Annotated in this window: 24 protein-coding genes, 1 riboswitch and 1 other annotated feature; of the genes, 7 read left to right on the plus strand and 17 right to left on the minus strand. The window is 26.7% G+C overall.

Features of this window, described 5'->3' with window-relative positions:
- Nucleotides 1-3: 3 nt before the first annotated feature.
- From AC4FQ1_RS09970 to AC4FQ1_RS09995, 6 genes are all read right to left on the minus strand, one after another.
- The gene (locus AC4FQ1_RS09970; RefSeq protein ID WP_491148782.1) at nucleotides 4-801 is read right to left on the minus strand and encodes a sialate O-acetylesterase; all 798 of its coding nucleotides are present in this window, start codon (nucleotides 799-801) and stop codon (nucleotides 4-6) included.
- An 88-nt stretch (nucleotides 802-889) separates the two neighbouring features.
- On the minus strand, nucleotides 890-1,342 hold the full coding sequence (locus tag AC4FQ1_RS09975) for a NanQ anomerase/TabA/YiaL family protein (protein ID WP_303129820.1): 453 nt from the start codon (nucleotides 1,340-1,342) through the stop codon (nucleotides 890-892).
- A 38-nt stretch (nucleotides 1,343-1,380) separates the two neighbouring features.
- Nucleotides 1,381-2,919 (minus strand): sodium:solute symporter family protein, encoded by a 1,539-nt coding sequence (locus AC4FQ1_RS09980; protein ID WP_303129822.1) that lies wholly within the window; start codon nucleotides 2,917-2,919, stop codon nucleotides 1,381-1,383.
- Nucleotides 2,920-3,006: 87 nt separating this feature from the next.
- A complete protein-coding gene (locus AC4FQ1_RS09985) occupies nucleotides 3,007-3,873 on the minus strand; it encodes an N-acetylneuraminate lyase (protein WP_491148785.1) in 867 nt (288 codons plus the stop codon).
- Between the two features lie 37 nt (nucleotides 3,874-3,910).
- Complete coding sequence (locus tag AC4FQ1_RS09990) at nucleotides 3,911-4,576, minus strand: N-acetylmannosamine-6-phosphate 2-epimerase (RefSeq protein ID WP_491148787.1); 666 nt, start codon at nucleotides 4,574-4,576, stop codon at nucleotides 3,911-3,913.
- A 485-nt stretch (nucleotides 4,577-5,061) separates the two neighbouring features.
- Complete coding sequence (locus AC4FQ1_RS09995) at nucleotides 5,062-6,129, minus strand: mannose-1-phosphate guanylyltransferase (protein WP_491169590.1); 1,068 nt, start codon at nucleotides 6,127-6,129, stop codon at nucleotides 5,062-5,064.
- Between the two features lie 166 nt (nucleotides 6,130-6,295).
- On the opposite strand from AC4FQ1_RS09995, the gene AC4FQ1_RS10000 reads away from it, so the two are divergent.
- From AC4FQ1_RS10000 to AC4FQ1_RS10010, 3 genes are all read left to right on the plus strand, one after another.
- On the plus strand, nucleotides 6,296-6,910 hold the full coding sequence (locus AC4FQ1_RS10000; RefSeq protein WP_491169591.1) for a DedA family protein: 615 nt from the start codon (nucleotides 6,296-6,298) through the stop codon (nucleotides 6,908-6,910).
- Between the two features lie 144 nt (nucleotides 6,911-7,054).
- Nucleotides 7,055-7,387 carry a DUF1622 domain-containing protein gene (locus AC4FQ1_RS10005; protein ID WP_303129834.1) on the plus strand — a complete coding sequence of 111 codons (333 nt, stop codon included), beginning with the start codon at nucleotides 7,055-7,057 and terminating at the stop codon, nucleotides 7,385-7,387.
- 311 nt (nucleotides 7,388-7,698) lie between these two features.
- A complete protein-coding gene (locus AC4FQ1_RS10010) occupies nucleotides 7,699-10,341 on the plus strand; it encodes a cation-translocating P-type ATPase (protein WP_491169592.1) in 2,643 nt (880 codons plus the stop codon).
- Between the two features lie 34 nt (nucleotides 10,342-10,375).
- Here AC4FQ1_RS10010 and AC4FQ1_RS10015 read toward each other — a convergent pair whose 3' ends face one another.
- The 4 genes from AC4FQ1_RS10015 to AC4FQ1_RS10030 all read right to left on the minus strand — a co-directional run bounded on the left by AC4FQ1_RS10015 (nucleotide 10,376) and on the right by AC4FQ1_RS10030 (nucleotide 14,757).
- Nucleotides 10,376-11,752, minus strand: a complete 1,377-nt coding sequence (locus AC4FQ1_RS10015; protein WP_491169593.1) for an aldehyde dehydrogenase — start codon at nucleotides 11,750-11,752, stop codon at nucleotides 10,376-10,378.
- A gap of 25 nt (nucleotides 11,753-11,777) precedes the next feature.
- Nucleotides 11,778-12,509: a DUF3298 and DUF4163 domain-containing protein gene (locus AC4FQ1_RS10020; RefSeq protein WP_287567636.1), complete on the minus strand. Its 732-nt coding sequence runs from the start codon at nucleotides 12,507-12,509 to the stop codon at nucleotides 11,778-11,780.
- 207 nt (nucleotides 12,510-12,716) lie between these two features.
- Complete coding sequence (gene rluF / locus AC4FQ1_RS10025) at nucleotides 12,717-13,613, minus strand: 23S rRNA pseudouridine(2604) synthase RluF (protein WP_491169594.1); 897 nt, start codon at nucleotides 13,611-13,613, stop codon at nucleotides 12,717-12,719.
- Nucleotides 13,603-14,757, minus strand: coding sequence for an anti-sigma factor domain-containing protein (locus tag AC4FQ1_RS10030; RefSeq protein ID WP_491169595.1), 1,155 nt, complete (start codon nucleotides 14,755-14,757; stop codon nucleotides 13,603-13,605). The genes rluF and AC4FQ1_RS10030 overlap by 11 nt, the downstream gene beginning before the upstream one ends.
- Before the next feature lie 272 nt (nucleotides 14,758-15,029).
- On the opposite strand from AC4FQ1_RS10030, the gene ispF reads away from it, so the two are divergent.
- Entirely contained in the window at nucleotides 15,030-15,503 is a 474-nt protein-coding gene (gene ispF / locus AC4FQ1_RS10035) for a 2-C-methyl-D-erythritol 2,4-cyclodiphosphate synthase (protein ID WP_303129848.1), read from the plus strand.
- Nucleotides 15,504-15,563: 60 nt separating this feature from the next.
- On the opposite strand, the gene AC4FQ1_RS10040 is transcribed toward ispF, so the two are convergent.
- Nucleotides 15,564-16,895 (minus strand): Na+/H+ antiporter NhaC family protein, encoded by a 1,332-nt coding sequence (locus tag AC4FQ1_RS10040; RefSeq protein ID WP_303129849.1) that lies wholly within the window; start codon nucleotides 16,893-16,895, stop codon nucleotides 15,564-15,566.
- 76 nt (nucleotides 16,896-16,971) lie between these two features.
- Nucleotides 16,972-17,142, minus strand: a riboswitch (SAM riboswitch).
- A gap of 137 nt (nucleotides 17,143-17,279) precedes the next feature.
- Nucleotides 17,280-17,954 carry a hypothetical protein gene (locus AC4FQ1_RS10045; protein WP_303129851.1) on the minus strand — a complete coding sequence of 225 codons (675 nt, stop codon included), beginning with the start codon at nucleotides 17,952-17,954 and terminating at the stop codon, nucleotides 17,280-17,282.
- Nucleotides 17,955-18,124: 170 nt separating this feature from the next.
- Here AC4FQ1_RS10045 and AC4FQ1_RS10050 point away from each other — a divergent pair, with 170 nt between their 5' ends.
- Nucleotides 18,125-18,529, plus strand: coding sequence for an HNH endonuclease signature motif containing protein (locus AC4FQ1_RS10050; protein ID WP_303129853.1), 405 nt, complete (start codon nucleotides 18,125-18,127; stop codon nucleotides 18,527-18,529).
- A 54-nt stretch (nucleotides 18,530-18,583) separates the two neighbouring features.
- Nucleotides 18,584-18,793 (plus strand) — a binding site (T-box leader).
- A 73-nt stretch (nucleotides 18,794-18,866) separates the two neighbouring features.
- Nucleotides 18,867-20,798: a threonine--tRNA ligase gene (thrS, locus tag AC4FQ1_RS10055; protein WP_491169596.1), complete on the plus strand. Its 1,932-nt coding sequence runs from the start codon at nucleotides 18,867-18,869 to the stop codon at nucleotides 20,796-20,798.
- Between the two features lie 47 nt (nucleotides 20,799-20,845).
- Here thrS and AC4FQ1_RS10060 read toward each other — a convergent pair whose 3' ends face one another.
- From AC4FQ1_RS10060 to AC4FQ1_RS10080, 5 genes are all read right to left on the minus strand, one after another.
- Nucleotides 20,846-21,403: a 5-formyltetrahydrofolate cyclo-ligase gene (locus AC4FQ1_RS10060; RefSeq protein WP_491169597.1), complete on the minus strand. Its 558-nt coding sequence runs from the start codon at nucleotides 21,401-21,403 to the stop codon at nucleotides 20,846-20,848.
- A 27-nt stretch (nucleotides 21,404-21,430) separates the two neighbouring features.
- Nucleotides 21,431-21,820: a hypothetical protein gene (locus AC4FQ1_RS10065; protein ID WP_491169598.1), complete on the minus strand. Its 390-nt coding sequence runs from the start codon at nucleotides 21,818-21,820 to the stop codon at nucleotides 21,431-21,433.
- Between the two features lie 237 nt (nucleotides 21,821-22,057).
- A complete protein-coding gene (locus AC4FQ1_RS10070; RefSeq protein WP_303130594.1) occupies nucleotides 22,058-22,213 on the minus strand; it encodes a hypothetical protein in 156 nt (51 codons plus the stop codon).
- Nucleotides 22,214-22,281: 68 nt separating this feature from the next.
- Nucleotides 22,282-24,108: a glutamine--fructose-6-phosphate transaminase (isomerizing) gene (glmS, locus tag AC4FQ1_RS10075; RefSeq protein WP_491169599.1), complete on the minus strand. Its 1,827-nt coding sequence runs from the start codon at nucleotides 24,106-24,108 to the stop codon at nucleotides 22,282-22,284.
- A 409-nt stretch (nucleotides 24,109-24,517) separates the two neighbouring features.
- Nucleotides 24,518-24,778, minus strand: a complete 261-nt coding sequence (locus AC4FQ1_RS10080) for a GIY-YIG nuclease family protein (RefSeq protein WP_491148851.1) — start codon at nucleotides 24,776-24,778, stop codon at nucleotides 24,518-24,520.
- A 139-nt stretch (nucleotides 24,779-24,917) separates the two neighbouring features.
- Between AC4FQ1_RS10080 and AC4FQ1_RS10085 the strand changes: the two genes are divergently transcribed.
- On the plus strand, nucleotides 24,918-25,364 hold the full coding sequence (locus AC4FQ1_RS10085) for a MarR family winged helix-turn-helix transcriptional regulator (protein WP_303130599.1): 447 nt from the start codon (nucleotides 24,918-24,920) through the stop codon (nucleotides 25,362-25,364).
- The last annotated feature ends 11 nt before the right edge of the window (nucleotides 25,365-25,375 follow it).

Genomic DNA, 25,375 nt, shown 5'->3' on the forward strand with positions numbered 1-25,375 from the left:
CCTCTACAAATTCTCATATAAATTAATTAATTCTTTTATATATTTTTTATTTTTTTCTAAATCTATTTTATATTTAAAGTTAAGTTGTTTATCTCCATAATAATAGTTATAAATATTATTAGCTAATTCTTCTCCAAGTTCATTCAAAGCTTCTTGTGAGTAATGTACTTCATCAATTAAAAGATTTCTTTCTCTAAATGATAATGCTAAATTTGATGCTACAATTAAATCTTCACATTCTTCTGCAGTAATAATTTGTGTAGCTGCAATATTGTAAACTCTTTTATCATCAACACCTTCCCAATATCCCGTAAGACTTACAAATACTTTTTCAATACCTATATTCTCCAAATCTTTTACTAATCCTTTTAATTTTTCTCTATAATATAAAGGATCCGCACCATATTTAGCATCACTTTCACCTTGAATCCAAATAGCACTTTGATTATTTATTGTGTAGATTTTTTTTAATTTTTCAATACCAGCCTTATATTTATCTAATGCATTCATTAAATAACTGTATCTATCATGCCCCCAGTTTTTTATCATAGAACCATCTACAGCACTATGTATAAAACATACGTAATTATCTGTTAATTCATTCCACTTAACAGAAAAATTTTGTGCAATAGTTCCATTTCCCCTAGATAACTCTAAAAATTTTCTCATTGGTATAATTTCATCTACTTCAATGTACTCAAAACATTTACCATTTGGAGTTATTGCATAATTTGTATCTCCCATTCCAAGAGCATTACTTTGTCCTATTAAAAAAAATACATCAATTAAAGGCTTATTCATATCATTCTCTCCTTTTAATTTTAAATAGCTTAATACCCTATAGCACTTTAACGTGCTACAGGGTATATAAAGACCTAAATATTTAAACTTATAATATCACCTTATAAATTGCCTTTTTAACATTGCTTTCTTTTTCATCTGCTTTTAAACAGGTCATATGAATATCCTCTGGATAGCATATTAAAAAGTCATCTTTTTCAAGAACTACTGTAGAATTCTCATCTCCTTCAAATTCAAGGAAATCGTCTTCTTCAACATACTTTTTAAAACTTAAATTATCTTTAAAATTTAAATTTATTCTTTCTTTTCCCTCAAACACTACATGAACATCTATATATTTTTTATGTCCTTCCCAAAATCTCTCTTCTTTATTTTTGGTAGTATAATTAACTCTATTTAAGAAAAGTTTTTTTCCATCAATTTCATGACTACCAGCCTCATAATTTATAACATTATTCTCTTTAGCATGTAATAGTGCTTCCTTAACAAGATTTTCTAAAAATCCATATCTTTCTATATCCTTTAAATTTCCGAATATCATTTCATTTCCTCCTAAATATAAAGAAATTAAATTTAAATTTATGATAAAGCTGCTTCTCTATTTTTTTCTTCTTTATCCTTTTCTTTATAGTAAACTGTAGCTTCTCTTTGAGTTTTTTCATCAACAACTTGTGATTGAGTCATTAATGATACTATCATTCCAACTATTACAGATACACCAATTGAAATAATTGAATATGACCATATACTTACATCAAATCCACCGTATTTACATACTACAACAGCTACTGCTGATGCTATAAATCCAGCATACGCTCCTGCTTTTGTTGCTTTTCTAAAGAATATACCTAATACAAATATTCCTGCTAAAACTCCAAGTACAAGTCCCATAAATCCATTAAACCATTCATAAGCTGATTTAACTCCTCCATTTGCAAGCATAATTGACATACCTATTGAAGCTATACCAACACCAAGTGATATATATTGAGCAAGCTTTGTTTGTTTTTCCATTGACATATCTTTTGATATATATTTTTGAATATCTAAAGTCCAGCTTGTTGCAACTGAGTTTAATCCAGTTGAAAGTGTTGATTGAGCTGCTGCATAAATTGCTGCAAGTACAATACCAGTAATACCAACAGGTAATTGATATGCTATATATGAAGCAAATATTTGATCTTGTTGAGCTGTTTGTAATAATTCAGGATTTTGTTTATAGAATACAAATAATGCTGTTCCAATTAAATAGAATATAGTTGCTACTACTAATGATAAAATTAAGTTTCCATAAGTCATTTTCTTTAATTGTTTTATATCAGTAGTTGTTGTAAACCTTTGCACTATATCTTGACTTGAAATATATGATGAAAAAGTATTTAAACCTCCACCAACAATTAATAAGAATACACTTGTCTTTAATATATTTGGATCGAATATTGGTTCATTTGAAGCTAAGAATTTTCCACCTTCAGTTAATTCTCCCATAACTGCTCCAAAACCACCGTTAATTGTTGAAACTAAGAATATTAATGAAAATATAATACCTGCTATAAGTACACAACCTTGAATAAAATCTGTCCATAATACTGACTTTAATCCACCTGTGTATGAATAAATTATTGCAATAACACCCATTGCAATGATAAGTACATTAACGTTTATTCCTGTAAGATTAGCTAAAACCATTGATGGTAAATACATAATTATTGCCATACGTCCAACTTGATAAATAATAAACATTATAGCACCAAGAATTCTAAGCCCTTTATCTTTATATCTTATTTCTAAATATTCATACGCTGTATCAATATCTAATCTACTATAAACTGGTAAGAAATATCTTATTGTAAGCGGTACAGCTACAAACATACCTAATTGAGCAAACCACATTATCCATGTACCTTTATAAGAGTTACCTGCTAAAGATAAAAATGAAATTGGACTTAAAAGAGTTGCAAATATTGAAACTGAAGTAACCCACCAAGGAATTGTTCCATCACCTCTAAAGAATTCCTTTCCTTTCATTTCTTTCTTTGAAAACTTTAATCCAGCAAATAACACAAGTCCTAAATAAACAACTAAAACAACTAAGTCAATCTTTGTAAAACCTTGCATCTCATTTTCTCCCCTTTTGCTTTTTTGACTTCATAACTTAACTAATTAATTAGTTAAGTTATGAAGTTTTATTTTAATTACTAAAAATTAAAAGTATTTCTTATTTATTTCCTTTGCCTTTTCAATCATTTCTTCTGTTGCTTCTTTCATTGGTTGTCTGCAATATCCTGCATCTACACCTTGCTCTTGTAAAATTAATTTAATTGTTTGATATAATCCATTATTTAATATATCTGTAATTAAATCATTAGTTACATGTTGAACTTCTAATGCAGTTTTTATATCACCCTTTTGTGCAGCTTCAAAAATTTGTCTTGCACGAACTCCATTAACATTAAATGTTGAACCTATAGCCCCATCAACTCCTAATACTGTTGCTGGCAACATCATCTCATCAAATCCTGCAAAAATTAATTTATCTGGGAATGCCTTTCTCATACGCTCTAATAAATAGAAGTCTGCTGCTGTGAATTTAACACCTATTATCTTCTCATTTTCAAAAAGCTCTGCAAATTGATCTATTGACATATTTACACCTGTTAAAAATGGTATTGAATATATAATAAGTTTATTATCAACTGAATTTATTATTGTTTCATAATAATGTTTAATTTCCTTGAAATCAAATTTATAATAGAATGGTGTAACTGCTGATATTGCGTCATATCCTAAGTCAGTTGTAAATTTTGCAAGTTCAACTGCTTCCTTTAAATTAACTGAACCTACCTGAGCAATCAGTTTAACTTGTCCTTTCGCTTCATCCATAGCTATTTCAAATATTCTTTTCTTTTCATCAGTTGAAAGCATAAAGTTTTCACCAGTACTTCCCCCAACATAAAGACCATCAATTTTACATACATCAATATTATGTCTAATTATTTCTCTTAATCCCTTTTCATTTATATTTCCTTCCTTATCGAATGAAACTAATAAAGCTGAATAAATACCTTTCATAATATAAAACCTCCCAATAAAACCTTTTTAAAATTATTTATTTTAAAACATTTGTAAATCTTCTAGTTATTTGTTGCGGTCTTGTTATTGCACCGCCAACTACAGCTGAGTGTGCTCCTAAATCAAAAGCTTGTCTCAAATCTTCTGGTGTATTTATTTTCCCTTCACAAATAACAGGAATATTTACTGTTTTTACCAACTTCTTTAATAATTCAAAGTCTGCTTCATCACTTTGTGTTGAATATGGTGTATATCCAGAAAGTGTTGTTGAAACACAATCAAATCCAAGTTTTTCTGCTTCTACACCTTCTTCTAATGTTGATATATCTGCCATAGCTAATCTATTATTTTCATGTATATAATCTACTAAATCCTTAAGTTTTTCATCATTTGGTCTTCTTCTTCCCGTTGCATCTAATGCTATCATTTCACATTCAGTGGTAAGAAGATCATCGATTTCTTTTTTAGTAGGTGTTATATAAATATCTGAGTCATTATAGTTTACTTTAATTATTCCAATAACAGGTAGCCCTGTTACCTTTTTTATTTCATTAATATCATTAACTCCTTGTGCTCTTATACCTACTGCCCCACCTTCTTTTGCAGCCTTAGCCATTCTTCCCATAATAAACGAACTATGTAAAGGCTCGTCCACTAACGCCTGGCAAGATACTATTAATTTCCCCTTAACTACATCTAACATCTAATCACCTTTTCTGAAAATTTTTTTCTTTTATATTTACATTGTAATCATTTTCTTAATATTTTTCAATAGTTTTTTAAAAAATATTTTCACTTAAAGAAAATATTTTTCAAATTATTGGTTTATAATTTTCATTAATTTACATTTATAAAACAAAAAGCGAAGATTCAAATGAGTTAAATATGAATCTTCGCTCTAAAAACAATTATCATCTCTTATATATTTTTGTTTAAGTAAACTGAATCATTATTTATATTAATTAATAAGTTTACTATAAATATTCCTACTAAGAATACAAATAAAAATAATTTCCCCATCTTTTCTTCTCCCATACCCTTAAAATTTTATGTAATTAAATTACATTGTAAAATAATTTTATAATATAAATAACCATTTTTCAAAACATTTTTATTATGTATTTATAAACTTTATATCCATTTTAAATTACATAAATAAAAGAAGGCTTTTATACCTTCTTTTATATTTTATAAATACTTTTTATAATCTTTTTTGCCTTCAAGTTTATTTAAAAGATGTTTTATTTCCTGATCTTTTTCCCTATTCATAACAAGCAATACATCACCTGCATCAACTATCACAATATCTTTTACACCTAATCCTATTATTAAGCTTTTTTTACCAAATACAGAACAATTCTCACATTCTTCTAAATATACATTTTCAGATACTGAATTACTATTTTGTTTCTCTAAAAATCTACTTAAAGCACTAAAACTACCTATATCATCCCATGTAAAATCACACTTTATAACATAAGCTTTTCTAGTTTTTTGCATAACTCCAAAATCTATGGATATACCATCTATAAGCTTATATTGTTCCTTTATTACTTCTTCTTCATTTTCTTCTCCTATATACTTATATATTTCCATTAAAGGCTTATGCATTAATGGAAGATATTTTTCTATTTCCCTTATTATTACATCAGCTCTAAATATAAACATTCCAGAATTCCACAAATAAGTTCCTTTATATATAAAATCCTTTGCAACTTCCATATTAGGTTTTTCAGTAAATCTAGCTACCTTATATGCTGGTCTATTGCCATTAATTTTATTGCCCATTTCAATATATCCGTAACCAGTTTCTGGTCTTGTTGGATATATCCCTAAGGTTACTATACATCTTCTCCTATTTGCTAATTCAACAGCTTGGGCAAGAGTCTCTATATATTCTTTTTCATTTTCTATATAGTGATCTGATGGTAAAACTATCATTACTGCATCTCTATCTTTTTTTAATAACTTAACTGCTGAAAGTCCTATACATGTAGCAGTTTCTTTATTCATAGGTTCTGTAATAATATTTTCTCTCTTTATACATTTAAGTTCTTCAGCTATCTTTTCTTTATAATCTTGATTTGTAACTACGTAAATATTATTTTTTTCTATTAGAGGAGTTATTCTATCAACAGTATTTTCTAAGAAGCTTTTATCGTTTATTACTTTAAGAAACTGCTTAGGATTCTCTGTTCTTGACAACGGATAAAGTCTACTCCCCTTTCCACCAGCTAAAATAAGCCCGTATATCACACCTTTTCAACTCCATGTAATACTATAGTGTATTCTATGTTATTTTTTATTACTTTGTGCAATAAAACTTTTTCATTGCTATAATACTTAAATTTAACTTTAATAAAACATATTTTTAACATATAAAGGCTATACTTTTCATAATATATATATGGAGGATTTAGCTATGAATTTTTTAAATAACTTTGTAGATATTATTGTTTCTTTAGTAGGTAACTTCGGTTATATGGGAGTATTTATAGCAGTATTTTTAGAATATGCTTGCCTTCCATTACCAAGTGAAGTATTACTTCCTTTTGTAGGATTACTTGCAGCTACTGGAAAAATTTCATTAATTGGTGCTATATTTGTTAGTGTACTTGGAGGAATATTAGGTTCTCTCACTTGTTATGCTATAGGATACTTTGGTGGTTCATTAATAATAGAATCTTTACAAAGAAAATTTCCAAGTTCAAGAAAAAGTATAAGTAAAATAAATCATTTTATAATAAAATATCAAAAATCATCTGTATTTTTAACTCGTTTAGTTCCACTTACAAGAACTTATATATCGCTAGTTGTTGGAACATTAAAATTTAATATTATACATTTTATTTTATATTCATTAGGTGGAATAATTTTATGGAATACTTTATTGATAGTTATAGGATATTTTCTTGGAGAAAATACACAACTTATTAGTAAAATACTTAAAGACTATAGTTTTATTATAGTAGTATTAATTATTATTTTTTGTATATATATCTTATACAAAAAATTTCTAAAGAAAAGAAGAAAGTAAAATTAAATTTAAAAGTAATGATTCTAATAATTTAATCATATGACTTTAAAAATATAAATAATATCAAAATAAAAATCTAAGAATATTATTAAAATATAATAAAATAACTTTTTAATAATTTATTTTAAAAGGAGGTGGTACTCTTTGCTTAAAGAAATATTAAAAATATTAACTTTTATATTAAATAGCTGCTCAGTAATTATTATTGTATGGGGAGTTATTCTAGCTTTTATTGCATTTGTAAAATTAGAATTAAAAACTAATGATAGACTTGATACAGTAAAAAAAATTACAACAATTAAAAATTATTTAGGAACTTACATTTTATTAGGACTTGAAATTTTAATATGTGCAGACATAATTGAATCAATATTAAATCCATCTATTCAAGATATATTAGTATTGGCTTCAATAGTTATTATTAGAACTATTATTTCATACTTCTTAAATAAAGAACTTAAATCTAGCGAAAAATAACTTATTTTTATTTATATATTTAAAATTATAAGTTTATTTATATATTAATTTTTACATACATTTAACAATGAAACTTCTTTCTATATTGTTGACTTTTAAAGTTGTAAGTATTATCCTTAAGTTAATAAATTAATAAGCGTCTTAAAAGGGAGTAGTTTAAAATATAACGTCAACAAACGCGGTATTATTTATACCTGGTGTTATATACCCTAGTGGTTACGAGACTTTTAATATAAATCATAAACTTATGATTTATATTAAAAGTCTCTTTTTTTTGTATTAAATATTATATTTTGAAAGGAGAAATTTTTATGAAACAATTTTTTAACAAGCCAGCTAATGAAGTTTTAAAAAACTTTGGTACTACAACCGAAGGATTAACTGACAATGAAGTTAAGGCTAAAAGAGAAAAATATGGCTATAATGCTTTAAATGAAAAGAAGAAAAAAAGTACAATTCAAGTTTTCTTTGAACAATTTAAAGACTTACTTGTAATAATTCTTATAATTGCAGGTATAGTATCCATGACAACTGGTAATATTGAAAGTACTATAGTAATCTTTGCAGTTATTATTTTAAACTCAATACTTGGAACTATTCAGCACATTAAAGCTGAACAATCCTTAAATAGTTTAAAAGCTCTATCTGCTCCTACTGCTAAGGTAATTAGAAATGGAATTAAAACTGAAATTCCTTCAAAAGATATAGTTCCTGGTGATATTTTAATACTAGAAGCTGGGGACTTAGTTGTTGCTGATGGTAGAATTATTGAAAATTATTCACTCCAAGTTAATGAAAGTGCCTTAACTGGTGAATCAGAAAGTGTTACAAAAACTTCTGATTGCATAAATAAGGACGAGCTTGCTTTAGGTGATCAAAAAAATATGGTTTTCTCTAGTTCATTAGTTACTTATGGACGTGCTTTAGTAATTGTTACTGCCACTGGAATGAATTCTGAACTTGGTAAAATTGCTACACTTATGGAACAAACTCAAGAAAAGAAAACACCTTTACAAATTAGCTTAGATGACTTTTCAAAAAAATTAGCAATAATAATACTTATTATTTGTGCAGTAGTATTTTGTTTAAGCGTTTATAGAAATACACCAATACTTGATTCATTAATGTTTGCTGTCGCTCTTGCAGTTGCTGCTATTCCAGAAGCTTTAAGTTCAATAGTAACAATTGTACTAGCTATAGGTACTCAAAAAATGGCAAAAGAAAATGCAATAATTAAATCACTTAAAGCTGTTGAAGGTTTAGGTTCTGTTTCAATTATCTGCTCAGATAAAACTGGTACTTTAACACAAAATAAAATGACTACAAAACAAATATATGTTGATGAAAAACTTATTCCTTCTGAAAAACTTGATTTATCAAATGAAGTAGAACAATATCTTTTAAATGGTGCTATTTTATGTAATGATTCAACATGTATAGATGGCCAAGAGCTAGGCGATCCAACTGAAGTTGCTTTAGTAAATCTTGCTCACTTATATAACTTAAAAGAAACTGATATAAGATCTGAATTTGAAAGGTTAAAAGAATTACCTTTTGATTCAGATAGGAAACTTATGAGTACTGTTCATGAGATTAGTGGTAATACTATAATGTTCACTAAAGGTGCTGTCGATGTACTTTTAAATAGAATTACTTCCATTAAAACTTCTAAGGGAATAAAACCTATTACAGAAAAAGATAAGCAAAATATAATAGATACTAATATGGAACTTTCACAAAACGGATTAAGAGTTTTAGCTTTTGCTTACAGAGAACTTCCTGAAGTTCGCGATTTAACTTTAGATGATGAAAAAAACTATACATTCTTAGGATTAATATCAATGATTGATCCTCCAAGAATAGAATCTGCCGAAGCTGTAAAAGACTGCTTAACTGCTGGTATAAAACCAATTATGATTACAGGAGATCATAAGATTACTGCTTCTGCAATTGCAAAACAAATTGGTATATTGCAAGATGGTGATATGGCTATAACAGGACTTGAACTTGATAAAATGGATGATGAAGAATTATCAAGAAGACTTGATCATATATCTGTTTATGCTAGAGTTTCACCAGAGCATAAAATTAGAATAGTTAATGCTTGGCAAAATAAAGGTAATATAGTAGCTATGACTGGTGATGGAGTTAATGATGCTCCTGCACTTAAACAAGCTGACATAGGTATTGCAATGGGGATTACTGGAACTGAGGTATCAAAAGATGCAGCGTCTATGATACTTACTGATGATAACTTTGCAACTATAATTAAAGCTGTTACAAACGGAAGAAATGTTTATGCAAACATAAAAAACTCAATTAAGTTCTTATTATCTGGTAATACTTCTGGTATACTAGCTGTACTTTATGCATCAATAATGGCACTTCCTGTACCATTTATGCCAGTTCATTTATTGTTTATTAATCTTTTAACAGATAGTTTGCCAGCTATTGCAATTGGTGTAGAAAACCCAACTAAAGATCTTTTAAAAGAAAAACCAAGAAATAGTAAAGAATCCATATTAAATAAAAGTTTTATTACTGACATAGTAATAGAAGGTTTAATTATAGCAATATTTACTATAATTTCATTCCATATTGGACTTGAATCTAGTGCCGCTATTGGTGCTACAATGGCATTCTCTACATTATGCTTGGCTAGATTATTTCATGGATTTAACTGTCGTAGTAAATCTTCAATATTTAAACTTGGTTTAACTACTAATAAATATAGCATATATGCTTTTTTAACAGGTGCTATTCTTCTAAACTTAGTTTTATTTGTTAAACCACTACAAAAGTTATTTGAAATAGCTCCACTTAATGTAACTCAAATAGGGCTTATTTATCTTTTAGCTTTCTTACCTACAGTTATAATACAAGGTATTAAAGTATTTAAAGAATCCTTTACAAAACAAAATTCTAAAGAAGATAGCAAAGAAGCTACCATATAAAAAAACTCCAACCAATTTTAGGTTGGAGTTTTTTTTATTTCATTAACTTCTTAACAAGCTTTAATTTATTCTTAAATGGTGCAAATCTAAATGGTAATTCAATAAATGTACCTCTATGGACTACTGATTTTCTATGAGTAAAAGTTTCAAAACTTACTTTACCATGATACTCTCCAATACCACTATTACCAACTCCTCCAAAAGGAATATATGTTGACGCCACTTGTATTACAGTATCATTTATTGTTGCACCACCAGATGTTGTACTCTTAATTACATAGTTTATTTTATTTTTATCTTCTGAAAAATAATAAAGTGATAATGGCTTTTCTCTATTATTTATAAAATCTATAACATAACTTAAATCATTAAATTCAAGTATAGGAAAAATAGGTCCAAATATTTCATTAGACATTACTTTGCTATTTTCATTAATATTAGTCAATATGATAGGTTCAATAAATCTCTCTTCTATATTAAAATTTCCACCATAATATATATTACCTTCATTTAAATATGAAGTTAATCTAATGACATCATCTTTTGTTATTATCTTTGGATATTCTTCATTATTTTTTATATTTTCTCCATATTGTTTTTTTATTTCATGAACTAATAATTTTAAAAATTCATTTTTTATATCTTTATGTACAAATAAATAATCTGGTGCTACACAAGTTTGTCCTGCATTTAAAAGTTTTCCCCAAACTATTCTTTTTGCACTTAATTTTAAATTTGCATCTTTATCTATAATGCATGGACTTTTCCCACCAAGTTCTAATGTTACTGGTGTCAAATTTTTAGCTGCTGCTTCCATTACAATTTTACCAACTGTAACACTACCAGTAAAAAATATATAATCAAATCTAAGCGATAATAATTCTGATACGGCTTCTTTTCCCACTTCTGGGGCAACAACTTTTATATATCCTTCATCAAAATTATTATTTATAATTTCTTCTAAAAGTATTGATGTATGCTTTGATCTTTCTGATGGTTTTATAACAGAACAATTTCCACCAGCAATTGACCCTATTAAAGGAGCAATTGTTAATTGAAATGGATAATTAAAAGGACCTATTATTAAAGAAACTCCATAAGGTTCTTTATAAACATATGCCTTGCTTGGAAAATATACTATTGAACTTCTTTTTCGTTCCCTTCTACTCCATTTCCTTAAACCTTTTATCATAGTATTTATTTCTTCATATACTATGCCAAGCTCTGTAGAATATCCTTCAAAATAACATTTATTTAAATCCTTTTTCAAGGATTCTAATATTTTATCTTCATTATTTTTTAAGATTGATTTTAATTTTTTTAAATTGTGTATTCTAAAATCAATGTCCAAAGTTTTTTTGCTTCTATAAAACTCTTTTTGCTTTATTAAAACCTTCTCTAATTCCCCCATCCTATTTCACCTCTATTTCTTTACTTTATTTAATTTTATCATATATAAAGTTACCATCAAATTTTTGTATAGGTATATTAAACTCTGGAATTCCTGAAGCATATGGTGCTATTTCATATTGTCCATAATATATAACTAAATTATCTCCTCTTATAAAAAATTTAACATCATCATTTATCCCATTAAAACCTTCTGAACCTTCAAAATATTTATCTTTATTCAAATCTATTTGTCTATTAATTTCTTTGTCTATAAACAACTTATAATCATATCCATCTTTAAATAAATCTTTTATTTTTAATTTTTCTCCCTTTTCAATATCTACAGTATATGCATTTCTAGTTGTTATGCCATGTGCTCCTCCTGTAAATTGATAATAATCTATATAGAAACTCATTAAACTCTCTTTCTCTAAAGTTATAAAAAATTGTGAAATTAATTGATATTGCATATTGCATATATATCCTGCCTTTTTATAATCATTCAATATTCCCTTTACATCATTAATCCAGTCATCAGTCCATCCCTTTATTTCATTATTTATTAACTTTAACGAATTGGGAACTAATTGTGGATAACTTACATTAATTTCTATACACTTATTATTCTCTTTTATATTCTTTTCAATAATAAATTTATTCTCATTTAACTTATTATTATACCCAAAACAAGTTATCCACATACCCTGTGCAAAGTTTGTGATAAAAAAAATTATGAATATTAGTATTGAAATCTTTATCATACTTAGTTTTCTCATATAAATACTCCTTTTTTCTACATAATATACTTTAAAATTCAACTTTTTATTAGTATTCTTCAAATTTCAATAAATTATCTACAGCTATATCAACAACTTTATCACAAGTTATCCACAACCTTTTGTGGACAATGTTAGTAATATTTTGAATTTATATAAATATTTTATTATTAATAAAACTTAAATATATAATAAAAAGAAGTAGATTTATAAATCTACTTCTTTTGTCTTCTTAGATTTTTGTATTAAATCATTTATTCCTTGAAGTTCTTTTTTAGTTAAGTCTCTCCATTCACCAATTTTAAGATCATCTAAATTTACATTCATAATCCTAATTCTTTTAAGCTTAACAACATTATATCCTAATGCTTCACTCATTCTTCTTATCTGTCTATTCATACCTTGAGTTAAAATAATTCTAAATGTTTTCTCTCCTTCTTTTTTAACAAAACATTTTTTAGTAATAGTTCCAAGTATTTTTACACCATTACTCATTTTATAAATGAATTCATCAGTTATAGGTTTATCAACAGTTACTATATATTCCTTTTCATGATTATTTCCAGCTCTCAATATTTTATTTACTATATCACCATCATTAGTTAACATTATTAATCCTTGTGAATCTTTATCTAACCTTCCTATTGGAAAGATTCTTTTTTTATGATTTACAAAGTCAACAATATTTCCTTTTACCTTTTTTTCAGTAGTGCATGTTATTCCAACTGGCTTATTTAATATTATATAAACTAATTCTTCTTCTTTTGAAATTATTCTACCATTAACTCTAACAACCTGCCCTTTAGAAACCTTAAGTCCCATTTCTGCTACTTTACCATCAACAGTAACTTTTCCAAGTTCTATAAGTTTATCAGCTTCTCTCCTTGAACATATACCTGTTTCACTTATATATTTGTTTAGTCGAACTTCTTCACTTCTATCTAAGTGTTTTATAACATCTTTAGTATTTTCTTTTATAGTATTCTTTCTTTTAGATTTATTTATAGAAGCATTATTTCTAATCTTTTTATTTTTATTTTTATTTTTATTTAAATTATTATTTTTTCTTGTACTATTATTGTTGTTAGTTTTTTTAATTTTCATTTTTATCTTCCTTTATTTTTGCTTGATGATTATATAAACTTCTTTCATTTCCAACATTGTTTATAGTTAAATCTATTTTATTTTTAACTACATAACTTCTTGTATTTTCTAATGCTCCATATTTTATAGGTTCTCCTGTTACAGTAATTAAAACACCTTTCTCTGGCAACATACCATTTTCTTTTGCATATTTTAAAATACCTTCCAATGTATTATCTAGCTTTGCATGATTTAAATCTAAATTTTTAATCATATTCTCACCTTTATCTGTTGGGGAATACGCTTCTATCACATTATTAAAACAATTAAGCTCTAGTTTAACTTTAGATGTAGTATTTATAAGAATAGTTCTATCTACAGTATTATATTTATAAGTAAAAAATACTGCCCCTACCGTAATAAATATTAAAGCAACAATAATAAATGATTTAAAATCTCTCATTCTTTTTGTTGGTTCAGAATTAATTTCTTCTCCAATATTTATACCATCTTCTTTATGAACCTTACAAACCCTTCCTGTACTAGTTAGTATAAGAACACCATTTTTTAATATTTTTAAAACTATTCCTCTTTCTATTTTTGTTTTATCATCTTTATTATTTTCATTATTATTTATTTCTATAATTTCCTCTTTATTTTCATTTCCATCTTTTTTTTCTATTATGAGCTTCTCAATTATTATTTTTTTATTCTTTCTATTTTTTCTTTCCTTAAGAGAAACCACATTTTTATTCTTATCTTCTTCTTTAACTTCTTCAATTGATAAATAGTCTTGTAAATATTTATAATTAGGATTTGAAAAAATAATAGTATAAGCTATTATATAATCGCTCCATTCCATTAATTTTTTCTTATGTCTTTTTACCTTTTTAGATAACATATTAAACGGTATTTTTTTATGACTATTTATATATTCTAAAATTTCAACTTGCCCCACTATAAAAAAAGCAATATTTAATATTAAATTTAATTCATTTTCACTTGGTACATAAGTAAATAAATCCTTAATTAAAATATTATAAGAAAAAAGTTCTTCTTCAAATTTTAATATTTCTTCTTTTCTATGTTCGTTTACATTATTACTTATTTCTACTAAATTTGGAGTAGTTGAGAATTTATATTTATTCTTATCAAATATATCCAAATTACAATTCTCCCCTTTTAAAAATATTTTTTGTAGTTTTTTATCATTTTCTATCTTAATTATACATAAATACATTCTGATTTTAAATGAATTTAAAAATTTATATTATAATCATAATATTTTATAATATATTATAAGATAAAAGATTTATATATGTTAAAAATACATTATTTATATATTTTTTAAGCATAAAAATTATAAAACTTCTTTACTTCTTTATACTATCCTTTTATGCTAAACTTATAAAAGAAATATCAAAGAGGTGATTATATATGCGTATAGGCTTAGGTTATGATGTACACCGTTTAGTAGAAAATAGAGATTTAATACTTGGTGGAGTAAATATTCCTTATGAACTTGGATTACTTGGGCATTCTGATGCAGATGTATTAGTTCATGCTATAATGGATTCTCTACTTGGAGCAACAGCTCTTGGTGATATAGGTACACATTTTCCAGATAACGATCCAAAATACAAAGGAATCTCTAGCATAAAATTATTATCAGAAGTAGGGAAACTTTTAGATAGAAACGGGTATGAAATAACTAATATCGATTCAACAATAATTGCTCAAAAACCTAAAATGGCACCACATATAGAAGAAATGAGAAAAAACATAGCCAAAGCTTTAAATATTGATTTTGATATGATTAATATAAAAGCTACAACTGAAGAAGGTTTAGGTTTTACTGGTGAGGGACTTGGAATATCATCACAAAGTATATGCTTAGTTACTTTAAAATAATTAAAAGAACACTATTTTAAAATAGTGTTCTTTCTTTATAAATATTTTTATATAAATAATTTATAAACTATCAACAAAATTTAAATTTTCTTTTTCAATATTAGCTTCTTTATTTCTTGCCCAATATATAAATATTGCAATTACAGCTGATATTCCCATAAGATATGGATAATATAAATACCCCATTATCTGAAATGCAGATACTCCAGCAAGTGATGATGCTGATATAAGTTGTGCTCCATATGGGATTATTCCTTGGAATACACATGAAAACATATCCATAATTCCTGCAATTCTCTTTGGCTCTAAGTCAAATTCATCTGATATATTTTTAGCTATAGGTCCAACTGTTACTATTGCAATAGTATTATTTGCTGTACATATATCAACCAAACTCGTAAGAGCTGCTATTCCAAACTCCGCTCCTCTTCTTGTCTTGAATTTTTTCATTCCTTTGTTAAGTATATACTCTATACCACCATTGTATTCAATAAGAGCTATCATTCCTGATATTAATAAAGAAATTATTATAAGCTCGCTCATCCCACTAATACCAGTAGCTAAATTTTGAAATAATCCAATTATATCAAAACTTGAAGTAAGTATACCTATAACACCGGCTAATATTATACCTGATGATAAAACAAAGATAACATTAACACCTAAAAGAGCTGCTACTAAAACACCTATATAAGGAACTATTTTTATAATGCTATATTCATAAGTTCCTAAACTAAATCCTTGTGTTCCTCTTGTTATAAAAGCAAAAATAATTGCTGTAATTATAGCTGCTGGAAGAACTATCTTAAAATTCATTCTAAACTTATCTCTCATATCACAACCTTGAGTTCTTGTTGCTGCAATTGTTGTATCAGATATTATTGATAAATTGTCCCCAAACATAGCTCCACTTACTACTGCGCCAACCACTAAAGCAACCGCAATTCCAGTTTTCTCAGATATACCAAGTGCTATTGGTACTAATGCAACTATAGTTCCCATTGAAGTCCCTACAGAAAGAGCTATAAAGCAAGCTACTATAAATATACCTGAAATTAACAGATTTGGAGGTAATACAGAAAGTCCTAAATTTACTGTTGATTCAACTGCACCCATAGCTTTCGCAACACTTGCAAAAGCTCCTGCTAATATAAATATTAAAATCATTAAAATTATATTAGGATTACCTGCTCCCTTACAAAAAATATGTAATCTTTCCTCAAAACTAATTTTATTATTCATAATCAAAGCCGTAACTGCTGCAATTAGAAATGGAATTATTACAGATACAGCATAAAAATCTTTTGCTATTAAAGATATTGAAACATATGAAACTATAAATACTAATAATGGCATTAATGCCAATACACTACCTGTTTTATTATTTTTCAATTTAAAATCCCCCTTTAATTTTAATAAAAAAAGCTTCTGATAGAAATCAGAAGCTTTATAAACTCTATATAAACACCACTTATCTATCAGTATTTAACTGCTGGAATTAGCACCACACCAAATAATTTATCGTATGACAAATTTCCAATGCAAAATTAATTACATTGAAAAATTATAGTCTTCCCTATATTATTTAGTAGGTTGCCGGGTTTCAAAGGGCCAGTCCCTCCACCACTCTTGATAAGACTTTATTTAATTTTTAATTTATTGTAACAAGTACTAACCATTAATGTCAATATATTTTTATTTTCATAAATCCCTATTTATACCTTTAATCAAATAAAATATAGGATAAAATTTAAGTTTTATCCTATACTTTTTTATTTATAATACCTCAGTTAGTTTATCTAGTATTACCTTTCTAAATACATTAGCTGCTTCTTTATCATGAGAAATTTTATGTGATATCTCAACAAAATCTTCTGTTGAAATTCCAATAGTATTTTTAAACTCTTCACATTTTCCAGTCATAATTACTGAATCTTTTATAAAATCTGCTAAATCTGAAGCTCTTTTAAATACTTTTATATACAAAAATTTGCTGTTATCTCCAAGCCAAGCTTTATTGAACTTTCTTGTAAAAGTTTTAAGTTCATTTAAAATTTCATCTTCTGGCTTATCCCACATATAACTTAATTCATCATACTGTTCTTTCATAATTTCTTTTTCTTTTTTTGTGATTTTACCTTTAGAATATAAGTTATTAATTAATTCTTTTGTTGGTGAAACTGGTACTTTCATAATTAATTTTTCTGTACCATTTGCCCAATTATAAAAGGCTTTTTGCATAAATGAATGTTGGAGATAACCTAAAAGGGCTCTGGAATTTGGGAAGTATGAATACAAACTCTCTATCCCATTTTTATTTGAGAAAATCAAAGCATGTATATATACAGACTTTGAATTAGGCATTTCATGTGTGAATGCATGCCCTCTCACAGCATTGCAATCATTTACATTTTTGCCCCAAAAACTGAATGAATTGTAATTATCCTTCATAAATATCACCTTTCCTCATAAATCTCAATATAATATACTATAAAGTATATGCTATACAATACACCCTATATAGTATATTATACTACTTTTTATTGTTTCTATTCTTGATTTTTATAAATATTTATATTAATATTCTGTAAATAACATAAAACTTTAAGGAGGTTAATCATTTGTATTTTTGTGAAATATGCAATAAAAAAGCCGATATCCACCATATAGTTCATAGAAGTGAGGGAGGATTTGATATAGAGCTAAATTATATGTATCTATGTCCTGAACATCATCGTGGAAAAAAAGGGCCCCATCATTGTCTAAAAACAGATATATTTTATAAAATTAATTTTCAAAAAAAATTATACAAGCTATTACCAAAAAGATTTTATTCATTTAAAGAACTTTGTATAATATTAAATGCATCAACTAATATAATTAAGCGTTTGACAAAAGACTTAAAATTATACAAAGAAGGCTATAAAAAAGAGGAAATTATTTTTATATTGATGGGAAAAGCATATTATTCTGAAGAATTATTGCAAAATATAGAAATCGAAGAACTTTGTGAAAGCATTTATTGACATCTTAAAATTGTATGATTATAATTAAGATAAATTATTTTATATAAATTTATATTAAACGCATTGATGAGAAGAGTAAGTTAACCCCTTATATTAAGAGAGAAAACACATTAGCTGTAAGTGTTTTTATATAAGCTTAGCTGAAAACTACCTCGGAGTGGCTCTAATCCAGCCCGTAATTGTCACGTTACGACATATTAAAGTGACTCTTTATTTTTAAGAGTAACTAGAGTGGAACCACGGATATTATACTTCGTCTCTAAATTTTGAGACGAAGTTTTTTTATTTAGTAATTAAATTTAAGTTTAAAATAAATTTCAGAAAGGAGTTTTTTAAAATGGTTAAAATCACTTTAAAAGATGGATCAATTAAAGAATTTGAAAATGATGTATCAGTATTAGAAGTAGCAAAAAATATTAGCGAAGGTCTTGCTAGAAACACATTTTGTGCTAAAATTGATGGAAAAGTTGTTGACTTACGTCAACCAATAAATGAAGATTGCGAGCTTGAACTTTGCACATTTGACTCACAAGAAGGAAAAGATGCTTTAAGACATACAGCTTCTCATGTATTAGCTTATGCTGTAAAAAGGTTATTCCCAAATACAAAAATCGCTATAGGACCAGCAATAGAAAATGGTTTTTATTATGATTTTGATAAAGAAGGTGCCTTCTCAACAGAAGATTTAGCTAAAATCGAAGCTGAAATGAAAAAAATAATTAAAGAAAACCCTGAAATAGAAAGATTTGAACTTCCAAGAAATGAAGCTTTAGAACTTATGAAAGATGAACCTTATAAAGTTGAACTTATAAATGACTTAGGTGAAGACGAAGTAATATCTTTCTACAAGATAGGAGATTTTACTGATCTTTGTGCAGGACCACATATAATGTCACTTAAACCAATGAAAGCTATAAAACTTTTAAGAAGTGCTGGGGCTTACTGGAAAGGTGACGAAAAGAATAAAATGCTTTCAAGAATTTATGGAACTGCATTCTTAAAAAATAAAGATTTAGAAGCTCATATAGAAGCTATGGAAGAAGCTAAAAAAAGAGATCATAATAAACTTGGTAGAGAATTAAAATTATTCACTACTGATGAAAATGTAGGTCAAGGACTTCCTCTATTAATGCCAAAAGGAGCTAGAATAGTTCAAACTCTTCAAAGATGGGTTGAAGATGAAGAAGAAAAAAGAGGTTATGTTTTAACTAAAACTCCTCTAATGGCAAAAAGTGACCTTTATAAAATTTCAGGACACTGGGATCACTATAAAGATGGAATGTTCGTTTTAGGTGATGAAGATAAAGATGATGAAGTATTTGCTTTAAGACCTATGACTTGCCCATTCCAATATGCAATTTATAATTCAGAGCAACATAGTTACAGAGATCTTCCTGTAAGATTTGCTGAAACTTCTACTCTATTTAGAAACGAATCATCAGGAGAAATGCATGGACTTATAAGAGTTAGACAATTTACTTTAGCAGATGGTCATATTGTATGTACTCCTGAACAATTAGAAGAAGAATTTAAAGGTGTTGTAAGCCTAATTGATTACATAATGAGTACTTTAGGAATAGATGGAGATATTTCTTATAGATTCTCAAAATGGGATCCAAATAACACTGAAAAATATATAAATAATCCAGAAGCTTGGGAAAATACTCAAGATATAATGAGAAATATATTAGATCACTTAAATATAGATTACGTTGAAGCTGATGATGAAGCTGCATTCTATGGACCAAAACTTGATATTCAATTTAAGAATGTACATGGAAAAGAAGATACAATAATAACTGTACAAATAGACTTTGCCTTAGCTGAAAGATTTGACATGACTTATATTGATAAAAATGGTGAAAAGAAACGTCCATATATAATTCACAGATCATCAATTGGATGTTACGAAAGAACTTTAGCAATGCTTATTGAAAAATATGCAGGAGCATTCCCAACTTGGCTTGCACCAGTTCAAGCAAAAGTTCTTCCATTATCAGATAAATATAATGACTATGCTGAAAAAATCGTTAGAGATTTAAGAAATAACGGTGTAAGAGTTGAAGGAGACTATAGAGCTGAAAAACTTGGTTATAAGATTAGAGAAGCTAGACTTGAAAGAACTCCTTACATCTTAGTTGTTGGAGAAAAAGAAGCTGAAAACAATACAGTTTCAGTAAGAAGTAGAAAAAATGATGATGAAGGTTCAATTGATTTTGAAAGCTTCAAAGCTAGATTACTTAAGGAAATTGCTAATAAAGAAAGATAATTTTAAAAAAGAGCTTAGAAATTCTAAGCTCTTTTTAATGCAATTTATTATTTAATTATCCTTTTTTCTGTTATTATTTTATCTACTTTTATATCATGTTCCTCAGTTGATATATGTTCTAAAACTTGAAAATCATAAGCTAATACAACTTTATTAATATTTACATTGGAACTACATAAAAGTCTATCATAATATCCTCCACCATACCCTATTCTATTTTTAAATTTATCAAAAGCTACTCCTGGCATAATTATTAAGTCCAAATCTTTTATATTCATATTAGATTCATTTTCACTAGGCTCTAATATTCCATAATTACTTCTTATTAAATTATTTAATGAATTTATCTTTATAAGTAACATATCTTTTCCTTTTACTTTTGGAACACATACAGTTTTTCCTTTATTTAATGCATCTTTTATTATTATCTCTGTGTCTATTTCTGAACCAAATCCTATATAAGAAAAAATAACTTTTGACTCATTGTATTCATCACTATTTATAAATTTATATATAATTTCATTATCTAGTTTTTCTTTTTCTATATTACTAATTTTATTTCTTTTATCTAAAATATATCTTCTAATATCTCTCTTATTGTTCATTATCTTTTCCCCTGTCTATAAAAATAATTAAATAATTTTACTAAAAGCTTCTATTAAAAAATATTTTAAAATTACTATAATTATTATTACTGAAAGTAAAAGTTCTTTAATAGCATATTTTCTTAATTTAACAGACTTTATATATTCTTTTGATTTTAATAAAAATATCATAGATATTAACATTAAAATCAAATTAGTAAATGCATTATAAAGCCAAGAATCAATCCCTCTTAATGTGAAAAATAATAAACATAAAAATAATATAAATACATATAAGAATTTATTTAAATTATTAGGATATTTTTTATTAAATTCTTCACCGTAAACTTCTTCTAAATCATCTTTTTTTATATAAATTAAAAATATCAATATAGCTAACTCTAATATTTTGAAAATTAAATTTGATATATTAACCATGTTTAATGCTCCTTCTTATTATTCATTATATTATTATCATACAGCAACGCATTGTCATTTTAAAATAAATTCTTACTTTATTTTATTTAATTTAATCCTGTATAGTATTAAATACATATTTTTTAATAAAAACTTTCTTAAATTATGAACCTAAATTATATACTAACTATTAAAATAATTTTTAAAATTTATAAAAATAAAAGCTTATGCCAAAAATGCATAAGCTTTTAAATTAATTTACTTAATTATATTCTCTAAATCTTCAATGACCATATTTATTATATCAATTTTGGATTTTGCAGCTTCATTATCAGGCATCCATTCTAAACCCGATTTCAAACATCTGCCAGTATCCTTATACTCTTTAATTAATCTTACTAATTCATCTCTCATAAAAAACCCACTCCTTATCTTTATTGGAAATTTATCTCAACTCAGATATTATACATCTTTATTGAGCATTATTCAACTGTAACTGATTTAGCTAAATTTCTTGGCTTATCTATATCAAATCCTTTAAGACTTGCTACATAATATGCTAATAATTGTAACTCAACAGCTGCAAGAATTGGAGCAAACATATCTATAGTTTCTGGTATAAATAGTACTTCATCTAAAACCCCTTGAGCTTTTTCGCTTCCTCTAAATGTTATTCCAAAGTTTATAGCTCCTCTTGATTTTATTTCAACTACATTACTTATCATCTTATCCATTAGATCCCTTTGAGTAAGAACTGAAACAACTTTTGTTCCTTCTTCAATTAAAGCAATTGGACCATGCTTTAATTCTCCTCCAGCATAAGCTTCTGAATGAATATATGATATTTCTTTTAATTTTAATGATCCCTCTAATGCAAGAGCAAAATCCATTCCTCTACCTAAGAAGAATATATCATCTTCGTCTTTAAGTGATTCTGCTACTGCTTTAACTTTGTCAGCATCATTTAATAAGTCTTCTATTTTTCCAGGAATCATTAATAATTCTTCTTTTAACTTATTTATTTCCTCTGTTTTTAAAGTTCCAAGTAATTGAGCAAAGTACATTGCTATTGTATGCATTATTACAACTTGTGTAGTATATGCCTTAGTTGAAGCTACTGAAATTTCAGGACCTGCCATAGTATATATAACATGATCAGCTTCTCTTGACATTGTGCTTCCAACAACATTTGTGACAACAAGAGTTTTAGCACCTATTTTATTACAATCTCTTAATACTGCTAAAGTATCTGCTGTTTCTCCTGATTGACTTAATACAATTACTAATGACTTTTCTGTAACTAATGGATTTCTATATCTAAACTCTGAAGCTATATCAACTTCAACTGGTATTCTTGCTAATTTTTCAACTGAATACTTACCCATAAGTCCAGCATGATATGCTGTACCACAAGCTACCATATATATTCTATCTATATTTTCAAGTTCTTCTTTTGTAATTTTAAAATCATCAAAAACAATTTCATGATCCATTGATACTCTTGAAGTCATAGTATCCTTAATTGCTTTTGGTTGTTCGTGTATTTCTTTTAACATGAATGAATCAAATCCACCCTTTTCAGCAGCATCTGCACTCCATGTTACTTCATATACATCTTTATCTATCTTATTTCCATTTTCATCTAAAAGTTCAACACCTTTATCTGTTATAACAACAAACTCATTATCTTCTAAAAGATATACTTTATTTGTTCTATTTAAAACTGCTGGAATATCTGAAGCTATAAAATTTTCTTCATCTGAAAGACCAACAATTAATGGACTATCTTGTCTTACTGCAATAAGCTTATCTGGCTCATTGTTTGAAATAACACCAATAGCAAAACTTCCTTGTAAGTCTTTTGTAGCTCTAACTACAGCTTTAAATAAATCTCCTTCATAATAATACTGTATAAGGTTTGGTATAACTTCTGTATCTGTTTCTGATATAAAAGTACATCCTTTGCTTTTTAAGAATTCTCTAAGTTCTATATAGTTCTCAATAATCCCATTATGAACTACAGCAATATCTCCTTTAGAACTTAAATGTGGATGTGAATTAGTATCTGATGGCGCTCCATGTGTTGCCCATCTAGTGTGACCAATACCTATTGTTCCATTAATAGGAGCTTTATTTAAACTTTCTTCAAGATTTGAAAGACGTCCTTTTTGCTTCTTTACTTCAATCTTTCCATTAGATATAACAGCAACTCCTGCTGAGTCATATCCTCTATACTCTAACTTTGATAATCCTTCTACTAAAAAGTCTGTTGCTTGTTTATTTCCAAAATATCCTACTATTCCGCACATAAAAAATCTTCCTTCTTTCTTCACAAATAATATTTAATTGTCATCTTCTTTAAGAATTATCCTAGCAAAATTGAAAGAAGGCATAATAATCCTAGGACTAAAAAAATCTTAAATTGAAGTTTTTACACCAAGCTAGATTTGTCCTATAAATTGCTTCATAGTTTTGCTAGCCGTTATCGGTAGTGTAAATACCGTGGGGCACCCGCCGAAAATTTCGATAACTCCCCAACCTCGTCAACTTAAACAAATTTAAGTTCTGGCGCTTCTAGACTAATTATACACTTTAAATTCTATATATATCACACTCCTACTTTTTCAAATTTTATACCTTCTTTGTAATTTTATCATAAATTTATATTTTGTCTATATATTTAAAATACTTTTTTCTCCAAAATTTGCTACAAGTTTTTTAATTTTCTATAGATTTATTTAAGCTTTTTATTAAAATAAGTTTCTGTTCTCTTTTCATCTTCTTTATTTGATATTCCCTTCTCATAGCATCTTTCTTATTTTTAAATTCTTCAAAATATACTAATTTTAATGGCCCTCTACCTCTAGTATATTTAGCACCTTTTCCTTCGCAATGCATCATAAATCTTTTTTCTAAATTATTTGTCCAACCTGTGTATAATGAATTATCTCCACACATTATTATATATACATAGTTCATATAATCACCTCACAAAATACAATTAAATTATATAATATATTATTAAATTTTTTTAATTTTTATCTATTGATTTTTGTATAGATTGATATTAAAATATAAAAATAATTAGTCGTCTAACTAATTTAGAAAGGAGTATTTTATGGATAATGAATTTAATTTTCCTTTTTATAAACTTTTAGGAGATGTTTTAAGAGGTCACTTTTCTCTTAGTCATAAAACATTAGAAAAAGAAGGTTTATATCCAGGACAACCCCCTGTTCTTTTCACTATATACAAAAATGATGGTATAAGCCAAAAAGAAATTGCAGAAAAAACAAAAATTAAACCTGCAACTGTTACTGTCATGATAAGAAGATTAGAAAAAGCAGGTTTTGTATCAAAAAGCATAGATTCTAATGATCAACGAATTTCAAGAATCCATTTAACAGAAAAAGGATTAAATGCATGTACAAATTTAAAAAAAGTTATATCAGAAATTGATTCAATATGTTTGAATAATTTCACTAAAGATGAAATTAATTCTTTGCAATATTTATTAAATAAAGTAAAAAATAATTTAAAAGAAAATAAAACCGAATTAAGTTAAGGAGTGAAAAA

The organism is Clostridium sp. TJA020, from assembly GCF_058310295.1.

What these genes read in the sequence shown, in the direction of transcription:
- AC4FQ1_RS09970 (WP_491148782.1), bottom strand. Translation starts at nt 801, where the DNA reads ATGAATAAGCCTTTAATTGATGTATTTTTTTTAATAGGACAAAGTAAT.
- AC4FQ1_RS09975 (WP_303129820.1), bottom strand. Translation starts at nt 1,342, where the DNA reads ATGATATTCGGAAATTTAAAGGATATAGAAAGATATGGATTTTTAGAA.
- AC4FQ1_RS09980 (WP_303129822.1), bottom strand. Translation starts at nt 2,919, where the DNA reads ATGCAAGGTTTTACAAAGATTGACTTAGTTGTTTTAGTTGTTTATTTA.
- AC4FQ1_RS09985 (WP_491148785.1), bottom strand. Translation starts at nt 3,873, where the DNA reads ATGAAAGGTATTTATTCAGCTTTATTAGTTTCATTCGATAAGGAAGGA.
- AC4FQ1_RS09990 (WP_491148787.1), bottom strand. Translation starts at nt 4,576, where the DNA reads ATGTTAGATGTAGTTAAGGGGAAATTAATAGTATCTTGCCAGGCGTTA.
- AC4FQ1_RS10000 (WP_491169591.1), top strand. Translation starts at nt 6,296, where the DNA reads ATGAATTTTTTAAATAACTTTGTAGATATTATTGTTTCTTTAGTAGGT.
- AC4FQ1_RS10010 (WP_491169592.1), top strand. Translation starts at nt 7,699, where the DNA reads ATGAAACAATTTTTTAACAAGCCAGCTAATGAAGTTTTAAAAAACTTT.
- AC4FQ1_RS10015 (WP_491169593.1), bottom strand. Translation starts at nt 11,752, where the DNA reads ATGGGGGAATTAGAGAAGGTTTTAATAAAGCAAAAAGAGTTTTATAGA.
- AC4FQ1_RS10020 (WP_287567636.1), bottom strand. Translation starts at nt 12,509, where the DNA reads ATGAGAAAACTAAGTATGATAAAGATTTCAATACTAATATTCATAATT.
- rluF (WP_491169594.1), bottom strand. Translation starts at nt 13,613, where the DNA reads ATGAAAATTAAAAAAACTAACAACAATAATAGTACAAGAAAAAATAAT.
- ispF (WP_303129848.1), top strand. Translation starts at nt 15,030, where the DNA reads ATGCGTATAGGCTTAGGTTATGATGTACACCGTTTAGTAGAAAATAGA.
- AC4FQ1_RS10045 (WP_303129851.1), bottom strand. Translation starts at nt 17,954, where the DNA reads ATGAAGGATAATTACAATTCATTCAGTTTTTGGGGCAAAAATGTAAAT.
- thrS (WP_491169596.1), top strand. Translation starts at nt 18,867, where the DNA reads ATGGTTAAAATCACTTTAAAAGATGGATCAATTAAAGAATTTGAAAAT.
- AC4FQ1_RS10060 (WP_491169597.1), bottom strand. Translation starts at nt 21,403, where the DNA reads ATGAACAATAAGAGAGATATTAGAAGATATATTTTAGATAAAAGAAAT.
- AC4FQ1_RS10065 (WP_491169598.1), bottom strand. Translation starts at nt 21,820, where the DNA reads ATGGTTAATATATCAAATTTAATTTTCAAAATATTAGAGTTAGCTATA.
- AC4FQ1_RS10070 (WP_303130594.1), bottom strand. Translation starts at nt 22,213, where the DNA reads ATGAGAGATGAATTAGTAAGATTAATTAAAGAGTATAAGGATACTGGC.
- glmS (WP_491169599.1), bottom strand. Translation starts at nt 24,108, where the DNA reads ATGTGCGGAATAGTAGGATATTTTGGAAATAAACAAGCAACAGACTTT.
- AC4FQ1_RS10080 (WP_491148851.1), bottom strand. Translation starts at nt 24,778, where the DNA reads ATGAACTATGTATATATAATAATGTGTGGAGATAATTCATTATACACA.
- AC4FQ1_RS10085 (WP_303130599.1), top strand. Translation starts at nt 24,918, where the DNA reads ATGGATAATGAATTTAATTTTCCTTTTTATAAACTTTTAGGAGATGTT.